Genomic DNA, 24557 nt, shown 5'->3' with positions numbered 1-24557 from the left:
CTTCCCTTCCATTATCTCTAGCTAACAGCACATACAGCGGCCACTGCCGGCAGTCTGTTATACAGGCTCTATAATTTCTGTAGTGGGTAAATCCACTGCGAAGATTATAGGGCTTTTTAATGCAGACAAAAAGTCCCATATGACTTATAATGAAAAGCGTTGAAACAACTCATTAGAAAGATTCATATGGAACAACTCTATCATACTACAGAATTGATTGGAATTAAAGATAAAAACATTACTCTGAATAAAGTTTTTAAGTGTCAAACACACATTGAGGTCTGGGCTAGGCTTGATTATGAGCCTAAATCTTGTCCAACTTGTGGGGGAAAGCAGATAAAATACGACTTCCAAAGGCCGTCAAAGATTCCATACCTTGAAATTGCTGGATTTCCTAGTCTTATCAAACTCAAAAAGCGTCGTTTCCAGTGCAAAAGCTGTCGCAGAGTTACAGTCGCTGAGACTAACTTGGTTCGGAAAAACTGCCAAATCGCTGAACCTGTTAGACAAAAGATCACACAAGGCTTGATCAAACGTGATGCTCTGACACACATCGCTCAGAACTTGGCTGTTTCAACGTCAACTGTCCATCGTAAGCTCAAGCAATTCACCTTCAAAGAAGACTTTTATCATCTGCCTGAGCTCCTCTCCATCGATGAATTTTCTTATCAAAAGGGTAAACTAGCCTTCATTGCTCAAGATTGTGAAACCAAGAAAATCATCACGATCCTGGATAATCGGACACAAACAACCATTCGCAATCATTTCTTTAAGTACTCTAAAAAGGCTAGAAACAGCGTTAAAAGCGTTACCGTTGATATGTCTGGCAGCTATATTCCTCTTATCAAAACTCTATTTCCTAATGCTCAAATCGTTCTTGATAGATTTCACATCGTACAGCATATTAGCCGAGCTCTTAATCACACTCGCATTCAACTCATGAAACAGTTTGACAAGAAATCTCTGGAATATCGTGCCCTCAAATACTACTGGAAACTGGTCTTGAAAGACAGCCGAAAACGTTCTTTGAACCGTTTTTACTCAAGAACTTTTAGGGAGACCCTGACACCAAAAGAATGCTTGACCAAAATCTTCCAGCTTGTCCCTCAATTACAGGGCTACTATGACCTTTATCAGCTCCTGCTTTTCCACTTGCAAGAGAAAAACGCTAACTGTTTCTTTGACCTGATAACAGAAGCTTTCCCACACCTTAATCAAACCTTTAGAACCACTCTTGCCACACTTGTTCGCTATAAAAAATACGTTACAAACGCCATACAGATGCCCTATTCTAACGCCAAACTTGAGGCTACAAACTCATCAAGGACATCAAGCGTAATGCCTTTGGTTTTCGGAACTTTGACAATTTTAAAACTCGCATCCTTATCGCTTTGAACATAGCAAAAGAGGAGACGAACTTTGTCTCCTCTCGTACTTAGCTATAAGTCACCCACTACAGTTGACAATGAGCCGTTATACATCACTGTTCAGCTGTAAAAAATGACAGCCCTTTTTGAAATCCCACTTTTTCAGCGAGTAAAGCAGACTCTCTGCTCCCAAGTAAGAGCAGGCATCTCGTAGCCAGCTGCAGGAGATGGGGTTAAGTACAGCCTTAACTATTTTTGGCTTTACCGCTCATTTCAGCCCTCTTTCTGCCTGCTCGCTTAGAATTGCCCATTCTTCCATGGTTTGTTCTTCTTCGCTGGCCATTTCTTCCAATCGTTCTTGCAGGTGGACTAATTCTTCTGCTTCGTTTGTTAACAGCATCTGTGCATGGATTTCCTGTTGAGCTGCTGCCAGCTCTTCTAGTTTCTGTTCAATATCGTTGATTTGCCTTTTTAGCCTGCGCTGCTCTTTTTGACTGGCTTTTTGCTGCTGATAGTCCAGAGAGGCGGATACTTCCGTGCTGCTGTCAGAGGCTGCATCCGTATCTTTCTGAACCTCTAATTCTGCTTTTTTACTGAGATAATAATCATAATCTCCCAAGTAAAGACAGGACCCTGCTGCAGAAATCTCCAAAACTTTAGTTGCTACACGGTTGATAAAGTAGCGGTCATGACTGACAAAGATTAAAGTCCCGTCAAAATCAATAAGGGCATTTTCCAAAACCTCTTTGCTGTCAATATCCAAATGGTTAGTAGGTTCATCCAGAAGGAGAAAATTATTATTCTCCATAGACAGTTTGGCTAAAAGCAAGCGGGCGCGCTCTCCTCCTGAAAGCATGGCTACTGACTTTTTGACATCATCACCGGAGAAAAGAAAGGCCCCCAGCCGGTTTCTGATTTCCAGTTCGGGACTGGCCGGAAAGGCCTGCCAGAGCTCTTCAAGAACTGTATTTGTCTTTGTTAAATGCGCCTGATTCTGGTCATAATACCCTGCAGAAACATTAGCTCCGTAACGGGCTCCGCCCTTTAGAAAAGGAATCTCGCCTGCTATAGATTTGATAAAGGTGGACTTCCCAATACCATTTGGTCCTACAACAGCAATAGCATCAAACTTACTGACTTCCAGACTGAGCGGCTGGGATAAAATCCTGCCATCATAACCGATAGCCGCATCTCTTACCGTTAAAACAACATTCCCGGAGGGCTTACCCGCCTGAAAGGTCATATGAGCTGACTTCTGGCCCGTCTGCGGTTTTTCCAAACGTTCCATTTTTTCCAACTGTTTACGGCGGGCCTGAGCGCGCTTACTCGTGGAAGCCCGGACAATATTGCGCTGGACAAAATCTTCTAGCTTGGCAATCGTTTTGGCCTGCTTCTCATAACGTTTGTTTTCCGCAGCCAGCTTTTCTGCCTTCAAATCCATAAAAGCGGAATAATTTCCAGCGTAACGATCCAGCGAATGCCGTGTCAAATCCAGTGTTTCAGCTGCCACCTTATCCAAAAAGTAGCGGTCGTGACTAACGATAAGCAAAGCCCCCGGATAGCTGGTCAGATAATTTTCCAGCCAGGCAATTGTTTCGATATCCAGATGATTGGTCGGCTCGTCCAAAACTAAAAGCTCCGGTTTTTCCAGAAGCATTTTTGCCAAGGCCAGCCGTGTATTCTGACCGCCGGATAATTCAGAAATCTTCATTTCCCACATCGATGCATCGAACTTGAAGCCGTTAAGAACCGTTTTAATATCTGCCTCATAGGTAAAGCCGCCCCGAGAACGGAACGCTTCTGCTAACTGATCATAGTCAGCCATCAGCTTCTCTAGTTCACTGCCGGCTAAGTCTTCCATTTCAGCTTCCATGATACGCAGCCGCTGTTCCGTTTCCCGTAAATCAGCAAAAACCTGCAGCATTTCCTCAAAAATCGTTTTCTCCGATTCGAAACGGCTGTCCTGGGCCAGATAAGAGACGGATAAATCACGCTTGCGGCTGATGTCACCGCTGGTCGGTTCTTCCTCCCCGACCAGCATCTTGAGCAGCGTTGTTTTACCAGCACCGTTGCGGCCAACCAGAGCAAGACGGTCACGTTCTGCAATACGAATATTAATATTATCAAAGAGCACCTCACCGGAAAATGAGCGCTCTAGCCTATTTCCTTGTAAAATAATCATACCTTTATTTTATCAGATCCCTGTCATTATTCAAACTCTCACTAAATAAAAAAACCATCCTAACCCAGGATGACAGTTAAAAACTTAAAAAAGTAAGGTAATTAGACGCAGACCTCCTTCTGCCGAACAGCATTTAATCCAGAATCTGGCGCAAATACTTATCTTTTTGGGCGACAGATTCGTCGGTGATGTCGCCGAAATAATAGTTATCAACTAAATCATCTTTGATATAGAATCGTACATATTCAACACCAAGGCTGCCGCTATTATATTCATAACAGATATCATATCGAGAACCACCACTATAAGATACTTTAACATATTTTTTCGGTCTCAAAAAAATCAGTGTATTCATCTAACAAATCCATGCTCCCTCCTTCGTTGCTATCCCCGTTATCCTCTTTATAGAGATTAACAGCTTTTGAAGAATCCTCAATCTTTTTATCTGGTTTACCAAACCAATTCACTAAATCTTCCTTAGTTGTTTCCCCAAGGACAATACTGTCATGGATATTAGTAACTGTTAATTTTCTTGACCCTACGTATTTGTCAGAAGGGTTCAGCAGCCCGCAAGAAACGAGAATAGCTGATACAGAAAGTATAGCCAATAGCTTAATTATTTTAAACATCATAATCTACCTCTTTAATTTTTCATTGGCCTTTTCTTCAGATTTATCTCGATCAAAGTAGTCAGCTCTACTTTTATCGGGATACGGATTATTCCACTCTTTACCCACTTTTTTTCTAACTTCGGGGTCGTATTTAGAAACCGGGTTGGAATCCATCTTGGTATGGGAGCCTCCGCCTTTCTCCGCATAATTGACACTGTTGCCGTCCACTCTCCACAATATACAAGAAAAGCGCCCTGCAGATAAACAACAGAGCCACTTATCCTAATCTAAAATTTGGCGGAGGTATTTATCTTTTTTAGCGACGGATTCATCTGTAATACTGCCATTAAATTTTATATCATATACCTTACTATCAATTACAAAGAAATAAACGCTTTTTACGCTTAGATTGTCTCCACTGTATTCATAGCAACCATCGAACTCTTTATAGCTAAAAGTATCTGCTTTTTTATCAAATCTAAGTGTTTCCCAATAATCAGTATTATCTTCAAGCATATAATTAAGACCACCCTCGGAATTATTCCAATAGCGATATATTTCCTGAGCTTCATTAGACCCAATATACTTAGTCTCTTTACCAAACATATCTTTTAGATCACCTACTGTTGTCTTTCCAAAAATAACTCTATCGTGAATCATACTTACTGTCAGTTTATCTGAACTTTTAAAACCAGAACATGCAAAAAGAAATATTAGTGAGATAGCACATAAACTAATCCATTTTTTCCAATTAAGTTTCATAGCTTACTCTCCTAATCTTTTATTTGCCCTATTTTCTGAACCTTTTACATCAAAATAATCTTTTGATTTCGAGTTGGTACTCGGATTATTCCACTCTTTCCCAACTTCCTTTCTGACTTTAGGATCATATTCAGATACTGGATCAGCATCAACCTTATCATGATAAGTACCATCCGAATTCTCCGCATAATTGACGCTGTTGCCGTCCACTAACTGTAATTGTTCTTCCTTAGTGTAAACCTTATTGGGGTCGGAATTGACAATCCCATTCTCGTCAAACTCATAGGCATTCCATTGACTGACTAGGCTGCCCTTCTTATCGATGATGAACTCTGTGTGGAAACCGCTGCCTGAACTGACATACTTGTAATTCTCGCCGTATTGGTCAATATGCGTGGGATAATCCTCAGGATTCCCCTGGTATTTATTATGATAGCGGGCCTTCTCTCCCACAAAGCTGTTATAGGAGTGCTCGGCATTGAATCGCTTGATTCGCTCCAAGTCGTTGGCCTCATCGGGATAAGTGGCACGCAGAGCATCGTTGTTTTTCTTGTCCAGATAGTAACGGAACTGGTGGGTCTGCTGCGCTTTGACATAGTCGGCACTCCCTGCTTTAGCCTTGCTGGGCAGCCCTTGGGGGTAAGCCCCCTGAACGAGGCTGGAAAACTTGTCATCAAAGACTAAAGCCTCATCCATCGCTTTTGTGAACCTATAGCTCCCTGTTTGATCCGTATCGGTCAGCTTCATATTGGTCAGCTGCAGGAAGCCATTGGCATCCACCTCAGTGCCCAGAACCTTGTAAAGCATTCATGTGGTAAAATATTAATTCATTTAAAATAATTTTTATTCAATTTAAATTTTCAGGTTTATAGTCATATTGAGAAATAAAATCTTCTATAGTCTGTGGAAGATTCGTCTTAGATTTTTTAGCATTAAAATAGACATCGTTAACTTTATAACCGGTATTGTCCTTTTCAATGGTAAATCTTATCGTCTGATTCTCTTTCTTCATGACAGAGTATTCTCCTTTTTGATAAGATTTTATATCCTTAGAATATAAGGTCACTACTGATTTAATTGTTACTCTATAAAAATCCCCTTTCTTTTCGTAATTCCCTGTAACGTATTCCCTGTAGGGATAAATCCCCATTTCATTATCAATCTCTGCTTCTTTTAAATCATCTTGAGTAGCATATTGTGCGCCATTATCGTCATAAGAGATATATGTCCCTGAACTAGTAAATAAACTATAAACCTTATTACCTTTAGGTGATTTTTCAACATATACCTGATCTTCTACGATTTTTGTCAAACGGGAATTTTGTGCCCTATTTTCCGATAAAGAACAGGATGAAAGTATCATTATAATAGGTATCGAAAATAGAAGGATAATCATTAGTTTATTTTTCTTAACCCACATTTATCACCACCTCTTTCCCTTTTTAAACTTTTCAATTTGAGAAAAATTTATCTTTTTTCAATGATTTTTCTCAGATCTTCTAATTCTTTTTCCACCCTATCATGAGCACTAACACCATCTTCACTATAGATACCGTTACTATTCCAGTAACTATCATCCCAAGATTTGCCATTTCCTCCTTTATCCCGTATGGAAAACCAGAAATCTTCCCAACTATCTTGCAAGCCTGATGTGAAATTATTTGGAGAAATATAACCAGCAGTTTCAAGTTTTCTAAATTGTGGATCAAATAGACTTACTGCTTTTACATCCAATTGCTTATGAATATCATCATTAACTTCCGCATAATTGAAACTAGCACCGTTGACAATACCATTTTTATTATCTACAACTTCTTTCTCGGGATCAATTTCATTGAGAAAATTGCCTTTATCATCAATAATAAACTCCGAATGAAAGCCAACTGTCACTTTATAATTCGCTGATGAGTCATCAGGATACACGAGCCTCTTCTGGCGTTCATTCCATATACCTTTATTATGCAACCGTGATGATTCATCTAAACTATAGTGACCGGCACCGTTCCCTTCCTCAAGAGTAGACAGATAAGCGGCTAGTTTTTCTTCATCTGTACTGCCTGCATAGTTATCCCTCACCCATTGCGCTTGCTGGGCAGAAATCACATAGCGAAACTGGTGAACCTGTCGCTTAAGGGTCTCATTGCCACCAGCACTGGATAGGTTATCCCCAGGATAGGCTACCTGTACAGCCTTGGAAAAACTGTCCCAGAATCTAGCGTCTGGAGCTAAGTCCTTAGATAGATGAGCTAGGATTGCCTGTGTCTGTTCTGCTGAACCGTCCAAATCATCTTCTGGCATACCGCTGTAACTCATGGCAATCTGCAGCAGAGTCTGCGCCTTATCAGCCTTTTCTCCAGCTTTCTTGAGGTCAATTCCCCACATCTTTTGAAAAATCCCACTCCCAAATGTTCTAGCCTCTTCATAAAAAGCAGCCAGCTGCTGGCTCAGCGGAATGTCCTGCCTGCTGTCATAGCCCACAGCAACGGCAGACAGATAGCCTTTCCGTACGGCCTCCTGTGTCCACCCGTCTGCCTCAAAGGCCTTGGCCTGTTCATGCAAGGTGCGCAGGTAAACCTGATAATCCTGATCGGACATCCCCTCCGGACGGCTCACCTGATAAACCTTGGCAAACTTCAGATCGTCTATGGTTCTGGCCCAGCCGAGATCGCTGGGAATCACAAAGGTCTGACTGTCTGCCTGCCAGGCACCCTTTGTCTGAGAGCGACCTGTTGCCAGAGCCTGTTCCAACTCCGCTAATCCGTCAAAAATCTGCGGTGACCGTGCATTAAAAGCCAATAGTTTATCCAGCTTGTCCTGCAGCTCCTGTCTGGCACCTTGGACAAGAGACAGACTGTCTTTCATAGCAGAAATCCGCTGTTCATGTTTCTGCCCTACAGGATGGGCCTGCATATCAGCCAGCAGTTCCTGTCCTGTTTTTATGACGGCATCACACTGAGCTATCTGGTCTTCCAGGTCTGACTGCCTCAGATCTTCCGGACCGACCTCTTCCTGATAGGCTTCAGGAAAGCGGCTGACACTGTCCCTGACCGCCTCCAAGTAAAGACGGGTCCCCTCTTTCAAGGGCTGGATAACCGCCTGAACGTAGGCTCGGGCGGAATCATAAGTCTGGCCTTTCAGCTCAGAACCGCTGTCTAAAAAACCGCTGACGGCACTGTCCAGCTGATCCAAGCCAGCCATGGCTTGCTCAACGGTGGCCTCTGTGCTTGCGGCCTGCATCTGTGAAGACCCTAAATACATGTCAATACTCATTTAAACCTCCCCGGTCCTCAGGATACGGCGGCGTTCTTTCTTAACAGCTTCCAGGGCTTCCTCTGCTTGCGTCCTCTCTTTCAGCAGGCGCTCTCTGTCCTCTTCAAAGGCATCTCTTAAGCGCCTCTTCTGGCCGCTCCAGTCCTCTGTCAGACCGTAAGAAAAAACGGCATGGCTCCCTCCAGCTCTGCTGTCAGGAGAGTCAGCTGTCTGCTGTAATCTTCAAACCAGTCGTCTTGGCTTTCTAGCGCTGTCTTTTGGCGCTGAATGGCCATTTCCTGATTCTCAAGCGTGCTCTCTTCTTTTTTCAGTTCAGCCAGGCGCTCCTGACAAGCTAACTGCTTTTGCGCTCGGGTCAGCGGGGCTTTTTCCTGGTCACTAGACTGGGAAGAGGCCTGTTTTTCTTCTTTTGGGGAAGTTTGGTTGTAATTGTGTTCCCTTATCCGCTTACCCAGAGCTGCCAGCTCCCTGTCCATCATCTCATTCCAGCGCTTAAGCTCGGCAGCGCTGGGGCGTTTGGTGGTGTCTTTCTTAGGTGTGAGGTAGGGACTTTGAGTGTGAAGGGGAAACATCAGCTTATCCTTTCTTACTGATCATTTGGGCGGCGGCCTGATCGGCCGCTTCAAACTCTGCGGCGGCACTGTTGATATTGGCTGACAGATCTGCCATAACAGTGCTGAGATCAAGGGCTGCCGTCAAGATTTTGTCAATAGCTTGGTGGGCAAGGCTGTTGCCTGTAACAGTGGTCTGCTCATCCTTGCTGGACTGCTGCAGTGACCCCAGCGAGCTGGTGGCATTTTGGAAGGCTGTGGCATGCACTTGGGCGCTGTCAGAACTGCTTTTAATGGCTGTGCTCATGAAAACCTCATTTAAGATAAATTTAAGTTTACTTTAGCATAAGTTTGTTTTAAAATCAAGAGCAGTGAAACCTTTAATTGAAAAATAAAAAAGCAGCTGAGTATAATCTGCTCAGCTGCAAAAAGTTTAGCTTTTCAACGGACAGCCTCTTTGCGGTCAGTCTGCATACAGCTGCTGCACAGCTAAAATATCCGCTTCCTGAATACCGTAATAGGAGCCCGATGACTGCATAACAGAAGTTTGATGGTCATCGTGGTCCAGACCGATAGCATGTCCCAGCTCATGCTCGGCCGTATGGGTAATCCGTTCCATCGTATAGCCGTAGCTGTCGTTCAAAAGATAATAGGTATTTAATTTAACATCAACGTGATTAATATGGTTGGTTACTGCATTGACCTCTGTCTCAGCAACCCCCGCAGCCTGACTGCTGCTGTCTGAATAATCTGTAGCAATAATATCTGCTGTCTCAGGGTCTGTCACAATCGTAAAAGTGAAAGCACCGGTTGCATTCCAGTTAGCAAGCGCAGCTTCATAGGCACTGACCAAAGCAGGAACATCGGTCTCAATGTAAACAGTAGCTGAATTCTGCGTCCAGCGGGCACCGCTGTAATAGGTGAAATCATCTGTTGTGAGATTGGCCAGCTTATTTTGAAGGTCATCGCTCTTGCTGTCAGCGAAAAAAGCCGCTACATTGTCCATCATGCCCGAAAAACTCTGTGCGATATCTGAACCGCTGTGGTTAGCATAATAGGCTAAAGCAAAGAGGATAATGGCGATAACAAGAGCTGTCTTGACCAGTCCCCAGAACAAATGCCAAATTATCCGAAAAATCAATCTCGGAAGAAAAAAGACCATTTTAAAAAGATTTTTCATGACCCCTCCTTATTTCTTTATTGAAAGATCAAAAATCCTAAAACCTGAACCTTAGTATAGCAAGCAAAAAGCCAAAAATCAAGCCAAAAACTATCCGTCATAAAAATGTAAAAAGCCGAGCAGAAACAGCCCAGCCTGTATATCAATTGTTTTGTAATTCCTGAAAGTTATCCCCTTTTACCTTTGTATAGCCGTTCTCTTCTAAACTTTTACTGGTCTGCTCCACACTGAGGTAATCAGCCTTTTTTAATTCAGGATTTTCATCAGCATCTGCCAGCTTACTGAGATTGACTTCAGCGTAATCAAGAACCATTGTCATGGTCACTTCACTGTCTGTATAATCAAAGCTGAGGTCAACACCGTCCAGATCCTTATAAGCACTGTAAACGTCATTTTCAAAAAGATTCTGTGCTTCCTCTTTACCGGAAATTTCCATTCCCTGATAAGTGACTGTGTAGACAGAGACCTGTTTGGTCATCTCGTCGCTTCCCTCTTTAAAATAAAGCGTCTCCCGCGAATCATCAACCTCACTGATTTTCTGATAGGATACCGATTCTGTCTTTTTGCTGCCGCAAGCGGTCAGAACAGAGAAAGCCAACACAGAAAGAGTTAACCCTAAAATTAAATACAATGCTTTTTTCATGATACCCCCACACACCAAGATACAAAGGCCGTGAAAAACACAAAGAGAAAATAGGAGCCTGACCGCCGAGTCACTAAAGACTCAAGGGAAGGCTATACTCACAGAGCAGCCACACTCGTCAGTCGCTAACGCTTCCAACGATTGCGTCTCTTTTTCTCACAGCGTTTAGGCCGTGTTCAGTTACTAAGATGGTTTCATCATACCTTTTTTAGATTTTTTTGTAAACCGTTTTCATTGGATTGTCATCAAAAAGTCACCTAATGGTAATTTTCAGCTCAGCCTTTCTTCTTTAACATAATGGATGGGCAGCCAGTCAAAAAGTTTTTCCAGCTGCTGGTTCCAGTAGTACCATTCATGCTTCCCATGACTGGTATGATAGTCGATATCGAGGCCGAGCGCGGTCAGCTCTTTTACTGCTCTTTCATTGGATTGATAAAGATAATCTTCGTAGCCGCACCAAGCATAAAATTTTGTCTTTTTATCAGAATGTTCAGCGATCCGAGTGAGGAAATGTTCAGATACCTCTTCTGCTTCCAAGTCTCCAAAAACACCTTCCCAGTATCCGCGTTTACTTTCAAGGTTTTCAGTCAGTTCCTGGCCTTCCAGGCCAAGGCCAAGGGCACCGGAAAAAGAAGCAGCATGAGAAAACTTATCTGTAGCCAGAGCAATTTTGTAGGCACCATAGCCGCCCATAGAAAGCCCCGCTATAAATGTCTTTTCTCGTTTTCTGCTCATATTCGGGAAGAAACGCTGTAAAATCTGCGGCAGCTCCTCAGCAATAGCTGTAAAGTAGGGCATGCCGTAAGCAGTATCGGTGTACCAGCCCAAATCAGTAGACGGCATCACCACAATCAAATTTGTATGCCGCAGAAGCCGCTCAATATTCGTCCGTTTCTGCCAGGAATTCTCATTGCCGCCCATCCCATGCAGTAAGTACAGAACAGGGATATCGCTATCTTTCGCTTCCGTCTCAGACAGTTCGGCAGCGTCAGGATAAATCACATTGACCCGCCGCTCCATCGCCAGAGCTTGTGAATGGTATTCAATTTGCAAAAAAGCCATCATCATTTCCTCTCTTTCTTAAGTATTCTAAGAGAGGCCCGGAAACACTTTCCAAGCCTCTCATTATCTTTTGTCAAAACTCAGCGCACTTCCATAACAACCGGCAGAATAGCCGGCCGGCGTTTGGTCTGTTCAAACAGGAAGCGGCCGACCTCATCGCGGACACTGCCCTTGAGTTCGCTCCAGTCAAAATTGTCTTTGGCCAGATAATCAGCCACTGTAGTATTGACGAGCTCCGCACTTTCGCGGAGAATATCCCGGCTTTTCCTGATATAGACAAAGCCGCGTGTATTAACCCTAGCTTTGGAAACAATCTTCTTCTCTTTTTTATTGACCGTGATAGCAACAATAAAGATTCCGTCTTCAGAAAGGACCTTGCGGTCACGCAGGACAATATTGCCTACATCACCAATCGCATTCCCGTCAATCATGACATCTCCTGCCGGCACGCCGCCTTCATGCAGGAAACCTTGATCGCCGAGAACCATAATGTCTCCTCGCTTCATAATATAAATATTTTCTGGGAACATGCCGATCTCTTCTGCCAAATCGGCATGAGCAGCCAAATCGCGGTATTCGCCCTGAATCGGGAAAAGATACTGAGGCTTAAGCAAATTCATGAGAAGCTGCAGATCGCGGGCATTGGCATGTCCTGAAACATGCAGGTTTTGGGTAATCAGCTTCACTGAACCGCCGGCTTTATAAATCAAATTTTCCACACGGGCTACTACAGCTTCTTTAGCAATACTTGGGGTAGTTACAATATAAACCAGGTCGCCTTCTTTAATCTGCACATAGCGGTGGCGGCCGGCAGTCATTTTTTCAAGACTGTTAATCGGCTCACCCATACGGCCGGCCTCCAGAACAATCAGTTCATGGTCGGAGAATTTACCGATATCCTTAGGCTTCACAATCAGTTTTTCATCAGCAATCCGCAGTTTTTTCAGACGAATAGCCGTCCGAACAATATTTTCCGCATCAAAGCCTGTCAAAACCACACGGCGGCCATGATCAGCAGCCGAATCAAACACCTGCTGAATCCGGACAAGGTTGGAAGCTACCGCCGCGACAATGACCCGGCCTTCAGCTTCTGCTATAACGCTGTCAATCTCTTTGCCAACTTCCGACTCACTGGCCGTCTGCACCTTGCTGCTGGCATTAGCGGAATCTGCAAGAAGCGCCAGCACCCCTTCGCGCCCGATTTCAGACAAGCGTCCTAAATCTGTCTTATAGGCAGCTCTGGCAGCTTGGTCAAATTTAAAATCGCCGGTATAGACAATATTACCTTTATCGGTTCCGACAACGATACCCAGACTTTCGGGAATAGAATGGGTTGTTTTAAAGAAGGAAACCACCGCATCGCCGAATTCGATTTCAGTATTGCTGTCCACCACATGGAAATTGCGGAATTTTTTCGGCCCATTGTTTTTGACAAAAAGTTTAGCCAGTTCAATCGTCAGCTCAGAACCAAAAACAGGCGCTTTAACTTCGGAAATCAAATAGGGCAGAGCACCGATAGCGTCCGCATGCCCATGGGTCAAAAAGATCCCCTGCACGCGCTTTTTATTTTCAATCAAATAATCCAAGTTAGGGACAACAAAGTCAACCCCCAGCTGCTCATTTTCAGGATATTTCAGTCCTGTATCAAGCACAAAAATTGAATCATTCACTTCTGCTATGTAGAAATTTTTCCCGTTTTCACGGACACCGCCCAGGGCAGTAATTTTTATATCAGTCATGATACTCCTTTATCTGTTTACTTATCATTATGATAAATCATTTTTAAACTGTCAATCAATCTCTTACAGTATACCATACTTTTTCATTTTTTTCCGGTATAAAGCCGGTCTTGGCTGAACTTTCCTGCAGAAAAGGGCAATTTCCTTTTTTCAATACTCAATAATAGGTTCTTTAAGGCATTTGATTGTACTGATATTAGAAAGACAAAGAAGAGGCGGACAAAATGAACAGCTCCCTGTCAAGTAGACAGTGAAATAATAAAAATGTTAAGCAACCTGATTCCTGAATTCCAAAGGAGTCAGGTTGTTTAGTTTGGCTTGATAACGTTGAGTATTGTAAAAATGGATATAGCGTTTGACATCAGTCACTAACTCCTCATAAGTTTTGAACGTCTTCAAGTCATAAGACTCCGTTTTGAAATGTCCCCAAAAACTTTCCATAGGAGCGTTATCAATACATTTTCCAACCCGTGACATGGATAGTGTTAGACCAGCCTGTCTAACAATATAACGATACTCCTTTGAGGTATATTGACTGCCACGGTCACTATGCAGTAAAGGTGTTGCATCAGGATTTAGCACTAAAGCTTTCTTAATGGTCTTTATCACCAGTGGATTGTCATTATGCTGACTGATTTCATAGGCAATGATTGAGCCATCATAAAGGTCTTTGATCACACTTAAATAAGCTTTCTTTCCTAAACCGTACTGTAAGCAGGTCACATCTGTACACCATTTCTGATTAGGGGCACTGGCTGTAAACTCACGGTTAAGAATGTTTTCTGTGTAGAACTTTTCACCTGCTTTGGTACAAGAGTGTCTGACGCGACGAATGACAGAGCTAAGTCCTAGAATACGCATCAGGCGACGAATACGCTTCTTGTTGTAATTGGTTCCAAGTTGACGGTTGATAAAAGCTGTCATACGACGATAGCCCAAGATACCATTATAGCGCCTATGCAGTTCGTTTATCTTATCCATGAGCTTAATAGTTTCTTTTTCTGAAGCTGTCTCTTGGTGATGAAGCCATTTGTAATAACCTGACCGTGATACCTGTGATAGTCGGCAGAGAGACTGGATAGACATATCTGGTCTTTCGTCATGATAGTCTTTAATCGCTTGAAATCGGCTTAAGTATTTTCCCTGTCTTATCGTTGCTTTCTGCGAGTGATGTCGTCTAACTTTTTTAGCAGACCAAGCTCCATTTCTAAGTATCGATTCCGTTCTTCCAATTGTTTGATTTTTAGTTGGCGTTTTTCTTCTGGGCTTAAGTTAGGCTTTGTTTCTAATCCCTTTCCTCGTCTATCCAACAGTCCTTGACGACCTTCTTGCTCAAATTTCCGTACCCAAGAATAGACCTGTTGGTAAGAAACACCAAACTTCTCTATGGCAGCTTGATAATCTTTCTCGTGAGCAATGGTGAAGTTAACAATCTCGACCCGTTCTTCAAAAGTGGTTTTACGTCCTTGATTCATCTGTGATTTTCCTTTACTAGTAGTTGTTAAGTCTTCACCACTGGTATAACGCTTTATCCACTTTCTGAGAACCTCATTACTGGAAATATCATACCTTAAACAAATATCCCTTAGAGAGCCTTTACCAGAAAGGTCATCTTGAACGGCTTGATATTTTAGGACATAAGAATAGTTTTTCCATGTTCGCCTGTCTTTTAGAGCTGTCACACCATATTTTTGATAACGAGTTAGCCATCTATTAATCGTTGAGGAATCAACTTGATAGTATCGACTTAACTGTTCAACTGACTGTTCATGATTAAGAGCTCATTGAATAATGGCTAGTTTTTCCTCTACTGATTTTGGACTTTTTTAGACATACGAAAACTCCTCCTATAGTTTCTAGTGACTTTTTGTTTTTTCACTGTCCACTACTATAAGGGGAGTATATCAAAAGTCCTGCCTCGTTTTACTTTTTTAAACAAATGAGCTTGGCGCAGTGGTTGATTGGAAGTGAGACAATAAAATCGGAATCGTCATGTTAAGACAATTGAGCGATTTTTATCCCACTCTCTTCTTTACAGGTTGCACTATGATACGATGGAACCAGTGAATTACGCTAAAAACTGGGAAATTCGGAAAAAGCGATGATCTGCGGGATATCACATTTTTCTCATATACCGTTTCTTATCCCTACTCTGTGTGCAAGGCTTCAACCGGATCTTTCTTGGCCGCAAAGCGCGATGGAATAACACCGGCTAAAACGGTCAAAAGAATAGAAACTGCAATCAGCACCGCACCTGCCCAGACAGGCAGAACGGAAATATTAGCTGCATCAGTGATCTGTTCGATAATGCTGTTGATAGGAAGATTGAGAAGCAGGGTAATCACTATCCCCATTACTCCGGAGACTGCACCTTCAATGGCTGTTTCGGCAGTAAAAATACGGCGGACATCTTTTTTCGATGCGCCCATAGCACGCAGAATTCCGATTTCCTTAGTCCGTTCCAGAACCGAAATATAGGTAATAATGGCAATCATAATAGAGGACACAACCAAGGAAATCGCCACAAAGCCTACTAAAACATAGGTTATCATATTAATCATCGTTGTGACAGATGACATAACCAGTGCAATATCATCTGTATAAGAAATCACCTGCGCTTCCTTGCCTGCTTTCTTCATCTGCCTGTTATAATCATCAATCAAGTCTTTTAAGTTTTCCTTATCTTCAAAAGATCTGGCATAAAAATGAATACTTGACGGATCTTCCAGATCAATGATGCCAATCGTTTTGGCATTATCCTCATAAGTGGCATCTGCGTTTTGATTGTACTGGGATACATAAGCTGCCAATTCTTCAGCAGTCATTCCAGCCAGTGCCATCCTTTGCTCATCCGTTAGATTTTGTGATGAAAATGCAGTCACATCAGCTGAAAAAGCCTGTCCGGTAAAAACATTTGTCCCCTTATCTGCTAACTGTTCTTTAGCAATCTGGCTGTCCTTAACAGCTTCTGAAATATGCTTAGTCAGAGCCTGAGTATAACCGATACCGCCAACGGAGGCATTATCAGCTGTCCCTTCCTGCGGCTTAACAATACCGACTATAGTAATATCCTCTCCTTTATTAATGAGGTCAGACATATAGGCTTGATCCGATGACTTGTCTGTCCAAAGACCGTTTTCTTTCTGGAAAAGATCTGACTGGATAACTAATTTAAAGGACTGCCCCAGTAAATCATCATAGGCGTATGTCTGTTCATCATCCGCCGTTTCCTTAGACAGGTGGTTGAGTTCTTCAGCATCTTTCAGTCCCAGACTGTAGAGCACTAAGTCATTCACATTGTTATTCTCATCAACCATAAGAATCACTTCGTCAGCACTGTTTGGCAGATGTCCGGCAACCATTTGATACTGAGAACTGAGCATTGCCTTGTCGCTGCTGATTTCCGACCAGACGTCCATATTGGCAGCCATTGTTTTCACCATAACATTATTAGTGTCTAGCTTCTCAGCCAAATCTGACGGGTTAACTGCAGTAATCCCATCAGCAGTATCGGCAGCATAAATCTGAGGAGACAGGTCATATGAATAGTGAATATCCTTGGTGAGCGCTTCAAACTCTTTCCGGTGCTTCTCTAAGTAATTTTTAAAGGTTTCTAGGTCATTATCGGCTGTTTCAGAGCGCAGCATATTTTCCAAAGCAGCGTTGACCCCGACATCTCCCGACTGGGAATGGTCATTACCGCCTTCCAATGCCTCCATTCTGGCTGAAAAAAGACTGGTCAGAGAATTGCTGTCATCCTTTTTCAAAGACAGAGGGTAAGCTACCAGCGTATCTTCCTGCACCTGATCAATATAATCCTGAACACCGTTGGACAGGGATAAAATCAGAGCGATTCCAATAATGCCAATAGAGCCGGCAAAAGCAGTCAGAAAAGTTCTGCCCTTTTTCGTCAGGAGGTTGTTAAAGGATAAAGCCAGAGCTGTCCAAAAACGCATTTTGGTTTTCTTAAAAGCTACCTGACCGCTTGCGCCCTGTTGGCTATAAGGATCAGAATCGTCAACAATACGGCCGTCCAAAACCTTGATAATACGGGTCGAATACCGCGCAGCTAAATCAGGATTGTGCGTCACCATGATGACCAAGCGGTCTTTGGCGATGTCTTTGAGCAGTTCCATAATCTGCACCGACGTTTCAGAATCTAAAGCCCCTGTCGGTTCGTCGGCCAGCAGAATATCCGGGTTATTCACTAAGGCCCGGGCTATGGCAACCCGCTGCATCTGACCTCCCGACATCTGGTTGGGGCGCTTATGGGCCTGTTCTGCCAAGCCGACATGTCTTAAAACTTCCATGGCACGCCTGCGCCGTTCAGTTTTCGAGACCCCGGAAAGGGTCAGTGCCATCTCAACATTGCTCAAAGCCGTCTGATGGGAAATCAGATTATAGGACTGAAAAACAAAACCGATGGTATGGTTGCGGTAAGCGTCCCAGTCGCGGTCCTTAAATGCCTTGGTAGACCTGCCGTTGATCAGCAGGTCGCCTGCCGTGTACTGATCCAGTCCACCAATAATATTGAGCAGAGTGGTCTTTCCGGATCCGGACTGACCCAAAACCGAAACAAACTCGCTGGCTCTAAAAGCCAGATTAATATCCTTAAGGGCAGAGACCTCTTGGCCGCCTGTCCGGTAAACTTTTGTTATCTGCTGCAGTTCTAACATCACTTTCTCCACTAATATAACAAGAAGGCCTTTTTACGGTGTTTCCCTTCCCCAGAAAAACAGCCTTTTTCAATTTTTGAAACGGTTATATTATACCACCAGCCCACTCTTTTGTCTTGAAAAAAGATTTAGTTGATTATTACTTGATTAAAAGCACTTTTTCGAATATAGTAACAGATTCTAAAACTTTGGTTATTATCCTGTTGCATTATTTGCTTTTTAAGCATATCTTAAGTTGTAGAGGAGTAAAATATGGTAACGGTAAAAGCAATTCCTATCATAATATTGTACATGCCTATTTACTATCCTAGTCATCATCCGGTTCTCTTTTAAACAGATCATATGAACCGCTGAAATACATTGTCTGTTTACCGCTTTATCGGAGTTTTAAATATAGCTTAAGCGGAAGAAGTAAAAATACTGGCAACAGCAACAGTAAAATCCAGAAATCTTAATCGCTGTCAGAGTGCAATTTTTAAAGGCTGCGACTCAGGAAACTTAACTATACTGGCTCGCGACATCCTTTAGTTTAGCAGCAAAAAATGCGTTGTTGGATAATAACGCACTTTTAAATCCTTTTAGTCAAACAGCTGATAATAATCTGCAATCTGCATTTCAGCTTTTTCTTCCTGATTTAAGTCCTGAATGATGCGGCCGTCTTTCATGACAACCAGCCGGTTGCCGTATTTAAGGGCATCTTCCATATGGTGGGTAATCATCAGACTGGTCAGCTGCTGCTGCCCGACAAATTTGTCTGTCAGCTCCATCAAAGCGACACTGGTTTTAGGGTCAAGAGCCGCTGTATGTTCATCAAGGAGCAGCAGTTCAGGACGTTTCAGGGTTGCCATCAAGAGGCTGAGGGCCTGACGCTGTCCGCCCGATAAAAGCCCGGTGGGTGTATTTAGGTGCTTTTCCAGTCCATTGCCGGTTTGACTGACTAAATCTGTGAATTTTTCAGTATAACTGTGGATTTTTCGGCTGATCAGTCCCCGTTTCTGCCCGCGGTAGAGGGCAATGAGGAGATTTTCTGCAACGGTCATCCGAGGTGCTGTTCCCATTTTTGGATCCTGGAAGACACGCGCCAAGTACTTGGCCCTTTTTTCAGCAGGCAGTGCAGTAACGTCTTCACCTAAAATTGTAATACTGCCGCTGCTTAGGGGAAGTGTCCCTGCAATCACATTGAACAGGGTTGACTTCCCGGCGCCGTTGCCGCCCAAAATCGTCAGAAAATCATGTTCATAGATGGTTAGGCTGACATCATTAAGAATGGTTTTGACATCCGCAAAGCCATTGCTGACTTGGACAGTCGCCGCTTTTAACTGAACAATTTCTTTCATCGCGACAAGGTCACCCCCTTGAAGAATTTATCTTTGAGAACCGGTATGATCAGACAGACCGCCAGAATAAGAGCACTGAACAGTTTTAGGTAATTGGTGTTGAAACCAAGCGCAATAACACCGGCAATCAGGAACTGATAAAGAACAGATCCGACAATAATAGCTATTAAGCGCTCCAATAGGGTTAGAGCCGTCGAATAAAGCACTTCACCGATGATAATGCTGGCCAGACCGATAACAATGACACCGATTCCTTTTGATACATCGGCATAGCCGTCCTGCTGACTGACCAAGGCACCGGATAAGGCAATCAGCCCATTTGAAATAATTAAGCCCATGACTTCCATCCGGTCGGTATTGATACCAAAACTCTTTGCCATATCCGGATTATCACCGGTAGCAATATAAGCTTGGCCAAGGTGCGTATAGAGGAAATAGATTAAAAGACCGATGACTAGAACAACTGTCAAAAAGCCAATGACAAGCAAATTCAGATCTTTGCTGAAAGGCAGGAGATCCTGAATGGTTCTGATATCCAAAAGGCCAAGATTGGCCCGGCGCATTATCAGCAGCATAATCGAATTGCAGGAAGTCATCACCAAAATACCGGCTAAAATAGTCGGAATCTTCCCCTTAGTATAAAGCAGTCCGGTCACTAAGCCCGCTGCACAGCCGGCCAGCATACCGGCTAAGGTAGCCAGAATAGGATGGCTGCCGTGGTTCATAAGCGTAACAGCCACTGCTCCGCCTAAAGGGAAAGACCCCTCTGTCGTCATATCAGGAAAATTTAAAATACGAAAAGTCAGGTAGATACCTAAACCCAGAATCCCCCAAAGCAGACCCTGCGATACGGATGAGATAATCATATGTCTATAAACTCCTTTAAGCATTGAACTGACTGCTGGCTGTCGGTCAGTTCAAAGGATGAGATGGTTAATCATTAGCAGCAATAACAGTGTCTGCCTCAGAAAGAACACTGTCAGGAACAGTAATATCCAGTGTTTTTGCAGCCTGCAGGTTAATTATCGGTGTGCCGCTGTCAACGATTTTGACAGGGACCTCTTCGACATCTTTTCCGGCTAAGAGTTTCACCACAATTTTGGCTGTCTCAACTCCCAAATCATACTGGCTTTGTGCTACTGAGGCAATACTGCCCTGTTCGACCATTGTATCCACACTAGAGTAGACTGGAATTTTAGCGGCATTAGCTGCAGAAACAACTGTCGTAAAGGCACTGGCGATTGTATTGTCCTGCGGCACAAAGACAGCATCCACTTTTCCGTTCATAACAGACATGGTTGTCGATATTTCATTAGTTGAAGGCACTGCATATTCAGCAACAGTTAGACCAGCCGCTTCTGCTTCTTTCTTAAATTCCTTGACCTGTGAAGCCGAGTTATCCTCGCTGCTGGCATAAAGTACACCGACTGTTTTGGCATCAGGTGTGATATCTGTAATCAGCTCTACTGTCTGTTTGATTGGAACCTGATTAGAAACACCGGTCACATTAGCCTCAGGTTTGTCCATATTCGCAACCAGTTTTGCACCGACAGGATCAGAGATAGCACCCATAACAACCGGAATCTCCTTGGTAGCAGAAGCCAGACCCTGTGCTGCTGGTGTCGCAATACCGACCAGCACATCATTCTTACCATTGACTAGCTGTTTACTCATGGTCTGAATCTTGCTTTGGTCGCCTTCCGCATTCATATCCGTAATCTCGATATTGTCACCGGAATATCCTGCTTCTTCCAGCCCATCAATGATTCCCTGATGAATTTCATCGAGAGCATCGTGGGTAACATACTGCAGAATGCCGACCTTGACTGTCTTTTTACTATTTGTTCCCGCTTGATCAGTCACATTCTTATAAACAAGCGCCCCCGCCACCAAAACAAGCAGAACAGCAAGAGTAACCATTAAACCTTTATTTTTCATACAACTCCCTCACACAAGATACAAAGGCCGTATAAAATCCGTATGAAAATAGGGGATGGCAAGTGATGCTTGCATCACGATGACAGCCATCTTTTTCACTAGGATTTTAGGCCGTGTTCAGTTCCAACAAGATACAAAGGGCGTTCAAGCTCACAGCAAAAATAAGAGCCTGACCGTCGAGTCACTAAAGACTCAAGGGAGGGCTGTCTTTTTTGCAAAGCGCTTAGCCCGTGTTCATTTTTTGCAAAAGCCAGTCTTTACCAAAAATAAAAACGCCCAGCAAGATAATCTTACTACGCGCTGTTATGATCAGACCAAGACTCAAGCGCATAGATACCGTTTAGAAAAGTATTCTAAAAGCCGTATCTATGCCGCTACATAAATACAACTTTATCTATGCCAGCTTTGCCAAGCAGTTAAAGTTTGAGTATCCATTGACTTAGTCTTCCTTTCCGCCTTTTTTTATTATTATATCCTAAATTCTGAAAATTGCAAGCGGTTTTTCAAATGTTTCTAAAACTTGCGCTTAAAAAGACAGGAAAAAAAGTATTTTGTCGGGGCTTATGGTATAATAAGACCAGCTAATTTTAGAGAGGAAAGGTGGTTAAACCTGATTTAGAAAGTCTTTACTATCAGGCTTTTTACAAATCAGGTCAGGCAGACGTTCATGTATCTGCCGCCATACTCTTGGTAGTTTCATTATGTCTTTTGACGGCTTTTTTTTACATCATCTTACAAAAGAATTGCAGGAACAGCTCCTCAGCGGCCGTATTCAGAAGGTAAATCAGCCTTTTGACCGTGAGCTTGTCCTGACAATCCGCAACAATCGCCAAAATCATAAATTGCTCCTGTCTGCTCATCCCGTTTTTGGCCGCATTCAGCTCACAAAAACTGATTTTCAAAACCCGCAGACCCCAAATACCTATACTATGATTATGCGAAAATATTTGCAGGGAGCTGTTATTGAGCGCATTGATCAGATTGACAATGACCGCATACTGGAAATAACGGTCTCTCATAAAAATGAGATCGGCGATACCAGCAGGATAATACTCATTGCTGAAATCATGGGGAAACACAGCAACATTATCCTGATCGATAAAAGCAAGAATAAAATCATTGAGTCTATCAAACATGTCGGTTTCTCCCAAAACAGCTACCGGACAATCTTGCCTGGATCAGCCTATTTGTCACCGCCAAAAAACAGTCAGCTCAATCCATTTACGGTTTCTGATGAAAAACTGTTTGAAATTCTGCAGACACAGGAACTGACTGCTAAAAATTTACAAAAACAGTTTCAAGGTCTGGGGCGGGATACAGCTGCCGACCTCTCCCAAAGTCTGACCGGCAACAAACTGAAACAATTTCATGCTTTCTTCCAGCGTCCTTTAGTCCCAAATCTGACTGAAAAATCTTTTTCTGCCGTTCTGTTTGCTGATTCAGCGCAGACTTTCTCCAGCCTTGGAGAACTTTTAGATTATTTTTATCAGGAAAAGGCGGAGCAAGATCGGGTTGCCCAACTGGCTGGCCGGCTTATTCACCGCGTACAGACTGAAAAAGAGAAGAATAAGAAAAAACTGATAAAACAAAGAGAAGAATTGGCTGCTACTAAAGACGCAGAAAGCTACCGGCAAAAAGGGGAATTGCTGACAACTTATCTCAGTCAGATTCCGAACAATCAGGATACTGTTGTGCTGGATAATTACTATACCAATGAAAAAATCAGGATTGCTTTGGATAAAGCCCTCTCCCCCAGCCAAAATGCCCAGCGCTATTTTAAAAGGTATCAAAAATTAAAGGAAGCGGTCAAACATTTAAAAGGAATTATCCAGGAAACTCAGGACACTATTGCTTATTTGGAAAGTGTTGAGACAGCTCTCAGTCAAGCTTCTGTCACAGACATAGCCGATATCGAAGCGGAATTAGCTCAAACCGGTTTTATCAAAAAGCGGCGGAGTGCTAAGCAGCAGAAGCGAAAAAAGCCTGAACAGTACCTAGCTTCTGACGGCCAAACAATCATTATGGTCGGCCGCAATAACCTGCAAAATGACGAGTTAACCTTTAAAACAGCTAAGAAAGGGGAGCTGTGGTTTCATGCCAAAGATATTCCGGGAAGCCATGTTTTAATAAAAGACAATCTGCAGCCCAGCGACCAGGTTAAAACCGATGCAGCGGAACTGGCAGCTTATTTTTCCAAAGCCAGACTGTCCAACCTGGTTCAGGTCGATATGATTGAAGCCAAGAAACTCAAGAAGCCGGCCGGCAGCCGGCCAGGTTTTGTCACCTATACGGGACAGAAAACACTGCGGGTCACACCTGATCAGGAAAAAATCGCCAAAATGCGGCTCAGTTAAAACAGCAAAAGACTGGCTCAGCTCTCTTTTTTAGGGAGCTGAGCCAATCTTTTAACTGCCGCAGCATACTATAAATAAGATTATGCTACTCTGACTTATTAATATCTTCTTTTAGTTCATCCATATTAAGCTTGGCAAACAAATATTTACGGTCTTGAACAGGGAAACGCTGATCCAGCTGATCAACCGCCCCTACTTCAACCGTTCCTTCAGCAATCACAAAATCTATCACATGGCCGCCAAAAGTGTGATCATCTGAAATGAAGTGCAGATGATAGCCAGCAACGCTGACGCCATGGAACATTTCCGGTGTCCAAAACCCCACAATGGTTCCTGAGAGATTCTCCCGTGTGTATTCAGGCTGGTGGGTAGCAACCTCGGCAAATTTAGTGTCAGGCGCTGATTTTGGAATCATTCGGACATGCATCTTGTCAAAATGACCTTTGATTTTTATGGAGCGAAAAAGATTAACCCCATCATAATAGGATTCAATCCGCTTTCCAAGCTCTTCGGCAGACATGGCAAATCGCTGACGAAAAATAACTTCTGCCTGATGCGGAACCACTGCTGCATAAGGCACAGTAACATCGTCGGACAGCTCGACAACTTTAGGCTGCCCATCGGAGCCTTTGGCCTGATAGGCCTTACCGTCAAGAACGATCAGCTCCCCGTCAATTGAATCTAAGGTGCCGATTCCCAAATCTCCATGCTCCAGCAGCTCTCCAATAGTCAAAGTGCCACCGTATAAACCAGCCATTAAGGCTCCTAAGGTATTGTATTGAAATAATTTTATCGCTTCAGCCATAACTCTCCTTACCCAGCAAAGATACAAAGGCCGTTAAGAAAAACAGCAAAGCGTTTTGCTTAATCGGTCTGTGGCACGCA

Annotated in this window: 20 protein-coding genes and 2 pseudogenes; 2 read left to right on the top strand and 20 right to left on the bottom strand. The window is 43.3% G+C overall.

Annotation, left to right across the window (positions count from 1 at the left end; all coding sequences use genetic code 11):
- Positions 1 to 186 precede the first annotated feature (186 nt).
- A pseudogene (locus DDV21_RS04745) lies at positions 187 to 1439 on the top strand (ISL3 family transposase).
- A 196-nt stretch (positions 1440 to 1635) separates the two neighbouring features.
- On the opposite strand, the gene DDV21_RS04740 reads toward DDV21_RS04745, so the two are convergent.
- From DDV21_RS04740 to trpX, 19 genes and pseudogenes are all read right to left on the bottom strand, one after another.
- Complete coding sequence (locus DDV21_RS04740; RefSeq protein WP_116879141.1) at positions 1636 to 3549, bottom strand: ABC-F family ATP-binding cassette domain-containing protein; 1914 nt, start codon at positions 3547 to 3549, stop codon at positions 1636 to 1638.
- A 133-nt stretch (positions 3550 to 3682) separates the two neighbouring features.
- Positions 3683 to 3904 (bottom strand): hypothetical protein, encoded by a 222-nt coding sequence (locus tag DDV21_RS11900; RefSeq protein ID WP_241964705.1) that lies wholly within the window; start codon positions 3902 to 3904, stop codon positions 3683 to 3685.
- Positions 3864 to 4181, bottom strand: a complete 318-nt coding sequence (locus tag DDV21_RS11895) for a hypothetical protein (RefSeq protein ID WP_241964704.1) — start codon at positions 4179 to 4181, stop codon at positions 3864 to 3866. Before DDV21_RS11895 ends, DDV21_RS11900 begins: the two co-directional genes overlap by 41 nt.
- Positions 4182 to 4184: 3 nt before the next feature.
- Positions 4185 to 4388, bottom strand: a complete 204-nt coding sequence (locus tag DDV21_RS04730; protein WP_259293372.1) for a DUF3114 domain-containing protein — start codon at positions 4386 to 4388, stop codon at positions 4185 to 4187.
- Positions 4389 to 4442: 54 nt separating this feature from the next.
- The gene (locus DDV21_RS04725) at positions 4443 to 4922 is read right to left on the bottom strand and encodes a hypothetical protein (RefSeq protein WP_116879190.1); all 480 of its coding nucleotides are present in this window, start codon (positions 4920 to 4922) and stop codon (positions 4443 to 4445) included.
- Between the two features lie 3 nt (positions 4923 to 4925).
- On the bottom strand, positions 4926 to 5729 hold the full coding sequence (locus tag DDV21_RS04720) for a DUF3114 domain-containing protein (RefSeq protein WP_117287781.1): 804 nt from the start codon (positions 5727 to 5729) through the stop codon (positions 4926 to 4928).
- A 40-nt stretch (positions 5730 to 5769) separates the two neighbouring features.
- Positions 5770 to 6342, bottom strand: a complete 573-nt coding sequence (locus DDV21_RS04715) for a hypothetical protein (protein WP_116879167.1) — start codon at positions 6340 to 6342, stop codon at positions 5770 to 5772.
- A gap of 47 nt (positions 6343 to 6389) precedes the next feature.
- Complete coding sequence (locus DDV21_RS04710; RefSeq protein WP_117287780.1) at positions 6390 to 8192, bottom strand: DUF3114 domain-containing protein; 1803 nt, start codon at positions 8190 to 8192, stop codon at positions 6390 to 6392.
- A 149-nt stretch (positions 8193 to 8341) separates the two neighbouring features.
- On the bottom strand, positions 8342 to 8764 hold the full coding sequence (locus tag DDV21_RS04705) for a hypothetical protein (protein WP_117287779.1): 423 nt from the start codon (positions 8762 to 8764) through the stop codon (positions 8342 to 8344).
- Between the two features lie 4 nt (positions 8765 to 8768).
- The gene (locus DDV21_RS04700) at positions 8769 to 9050 is read right to left on the bottom strand and encodes a TIGR04197 family type VII secretion effector (RefSeq protein ID WP_116879165.1); all 282 of its coding nucleotides are present in this window, start codon (positions 9048 to 9050) and stop codon (positions 8769 to 8771) included.
- A 156-nt stretch (positions 9051 to 9206) separates the two neighbouring features.
- Positions 9207 to 9923 carry a M57 family metalloprotease gene (locus DDV21_RS04695; RefSeq protein WP_116879128.1) on the bottom strand — a complete coding sequence of 239 codons (717 nt, stop codon included), beginning with the start codon at positions 9921 to 9923 and terminating at the stop codon, positions 9207 to 9209.
- Positions 9924 to 10065: 142 nt separating this feature from the next.
- Entirely contained in the window at positions 10066 to 10566 is a 501-nt protein-coding gene (locus tag DDV21_RS04690; RefSeq protein WP_116879129.1) for a DUF1307 domain-containing protein, read from the bottom strand.
- A gap of 270 nt (positions 10567 to 10836) precedes the next feature.
- Complete coding sequence (locus tag DDV21_RS04685) at positions 10837 to 11628, bottom strand: alpha/beta hydrolase (protein ID WP_116879131.1); 792 nt, start codon at positions 11626 to 11628, stop codon at positions 10837 to 10839.
- A gap of 80 nt (positions 11629 to 11708) precedes the next feature.
- Positions 11709 to 13367, bottom strand: a complete 1659-nt coding sequence (locus DDV21_RS04680) for a ribonuclease J (RefSeq protein WP_116879130.1) — start codon at positions 13365 to 13367, stop codon at positions 11709 to 11711.
- A gap of 267 nt (positions 13368 to 13634) precedes the next feature.
- Positions 13635 to 15160: pseudogene (locus DDV21_RS04675) on the bottom strand (IS3 family transposase).
- Between the two features lie 354 nt (positions 15161 to 15514).
- Positions 15515 to 18043 carry an ABC transporter ATP-binding protein/permease gene (locus DDV21_RS04670; RefSeq protein WP_116878543.1) on the bottom strand — a complete coding sequence of 843 codons (2529 nt, stop codon included), beginning with the start codon at positions 18041 to 18043 and terminating at the stop codon, positions 15515 to 15517.
- Positions 18044 to 18621: 578 nt separating this feature from the next.
- On the bottom strand, positions 18622 to 19380 hold the full coding sequence (locus tag DDV21_RS04665) for an ABC transporter ATP-binding protein (protein WP_116878544.1): 759 nt from the start codon (positions 19378 to 19380) through the stop codon (positions 18622 to 18624).
- The gene (locus tag DDV21_RS04660) at positions 19377 to 20246 is read right to left on the bottom strand and encodes an ABC transporter permease (protein WP_116878545.1); all 870 of its coding nucleotides are present in this window, start codon (positions 20244 to 20246) and stop codon (positions 19377 to 19379) included. The genes DDV21_RS04665 and DDV21_RS04660 overlap by 4 nt, the downstream gene beginning before the upstream one ends.
- 67 nt (positions 20247 to 20313) lie before the next feature.
- A complete protein-coding gene (gene trpX / locus DDV21_RS04655) occupies positions 20314 to 21318 on the bottom strand; it encodes a tryptophan ABC transporter substrate-binding protein (RefSeq protein WP_116878546.1) in 1005 nt (334 codons plus the stop codon).
- 701 nt (positions 21319 to 22019) lie between these two features.
- Here trpX and DDV21_RS04645 point away from each other — a divergent pair.
- On the top strand, positions 22020 to 23672 hold the full coding sequence (locus tag DDV21_RS04645) for an Rqc2 family fibronectin-binding protein (RefSeq protein WP_116878548.1): 1653 nt from the start codon (positions 22020 to 22022) through the stop codon (positions 23670 to 23672).
- A gap of 85 nt (positions 23673 to 23757) precedes the next feature.
- Here DDV21_RS04645 and budA read toward each other — a convergent pair whose 3' ends face one another.
- Positions 23758 to 24477, bottom strand: coding sequence for an acetolactate decarboxylase (gene budA / locus DDV21_RS04640; RefSeq protein WP_116878549.1), 720 nt, complete (start codon positions 24475 to 24477; stop codon positions 23758 to 23760).
- Between the last annotated feature and the right edge of the window lie 80 nt (positions 24478 to 24557).

The organism is Streptococcus chenjunshii (assembly GCF_003086355.1).
GTDB lineage: Bacteria > Bacillota > Bacilli > Lactobacillales > Streptococcaceae > Streptococcus > Streptococcus chenjunshii.
This window is presented reverse-complemented; position numbering and strand designations above follow the sequence as displayed.

Excerpts from the sequence above, each read along its gene's own strand:
- DDV21_RS04695 (WP_116879128.1), bottom strand. The coding sequence starts at position 9,923 with ATGAAAAATCTTTTTAAAATGGTCTTTTTTCTTCCGAGATTGATTTTT.
- trpX (WP_116878546.1), bottom strand. The coding sequence starts at position 21,318 with ATGAAAAATAAAGGTTTAATGGTTACTCTTGCTGTTCTGCTTGTTTTG.
- DDV21_RS04680 (WP_116879130.1), bottom strand. The coding sequence starts at position 13,367 with ATGACTGATATAAAAATTACTGCCCTGGGCGGTGTCCGTGAAAACGGG.
- DDV21_RS04705 (WP_117287779.1), bottom strand. The coding sequence starts at position 8,764 with ATGTTTCCCCTTCACACTCAAAGTCCCTACCTCACACCTAAGAAAGAC.
- DDV21_RS11895 (WP_241964704.1), bottom strand. The coding sequence starts at position 4,181 with ATGATGTTTAAAATAATTAAGCTATTGGCTATACTTTCTGTATCAGCT.
- DDV21_RS04720 (WP_117287781.1), bottom strand. The coding sequence starts at position 5,729 with ATGCTTTACAAGGTTCTGGGCACTGAGGTGGATGCCAATGGCTTCCTG.
- DDV21_RS04715 (WP_116879167.1), bottom strand. The coding sequence starts at position 6,342 with ATGTGGGTTAAGAAAAATAAACTAATGATTATCCTTCTATTTTCGATA.
- DDV21_RS04710 (WP_117287780.1), bottom strand. The coding sequence starts at position 8,192 with ATGAGTATTGACATGTATTTAGGGTCTTCACAGATGCAGGCCGCAAGC.
- DDV21_RS04660 (WP_116878545.1), bottom strand. The coding sequence starts at position 20,246 with ATGATTATCTCATCCGTATCGCAGGGTCTGCTTTGGGGGATTCTGGGT.
- DDV21_RS04665 (WP_116878544.1), bottom strand. The coding sequence starts at position 19,380 with ATGAAAGAAATTGTTCAGTTAAAAGCGGCGACTGTCCAAGTCAGCAAT.
- DDV21_RS04685 (WP_116879131.1), bottom strand. The coding sequence starts at position 11,628 with ATGGCTTTTTTGCAAATTGAATACCATTCACAAGCTCTGGCGATGGAG.
- DDV21_RS04725 (WP_116879190.1), bottom strand. The coding sequence starts at position 4,922 with ATGAAACTTAATTGGAAAAAATGGATTAGTTTATGTGCTATCTCACTA.
- budA (WP_116878549.1), bottom strand. The coding sequence starts at position 24,477 with ATGGCTGAAGCGATAAAATTATTTCAATACAATACCTTAGGAGCCTTA.
- DDV21_RS04645 (WP_116878548.1), top strand. The coding sequence starts at position 22,020 with ATGTCTTTTGACGGCTTTTTTTTACATCATCTTACAAAAGAATTGCAG.
- DDV21_RS04700 (WP_116879165.1), bottom strand. The coding sequence starts at position 9,050 with ATGAGCACAGCCATTAAAAGCAGTTCTGACAGCGCCCAAGTGCATGCC.
- DDV21_RS04690 (WP_116879129.1), bottom strand. The coding sequence starts at position 10,566 with ATGAAAAAAGCATTGTATTTAATTTTAGGGTTAACTCTTTCTGTGTTG.
- DDV21_RS04740 (WP_116879141.1), bottom strand. The coding sequence starts at position 3,549 with ATGATTATTTTACAAGGAAATAGGCTAGAGCGCTCATTTTCCGGTGAG.
- DDV21_RS11900 (WP_241964705.1), bottom strand. The coding sequence starts at position 3,904 with ATGAATACACTGATTTTTTTGAGACCGAAAAAATATGTTAAAGTATCT.
- DDV21_RS04670 (WP_116878543.1), bottom strand. The coding sequence starts at position 18,043 with ATGTTAGAACTGCAGCAGATAACAAAAGTTTACCGGACAGGCGGCCAA.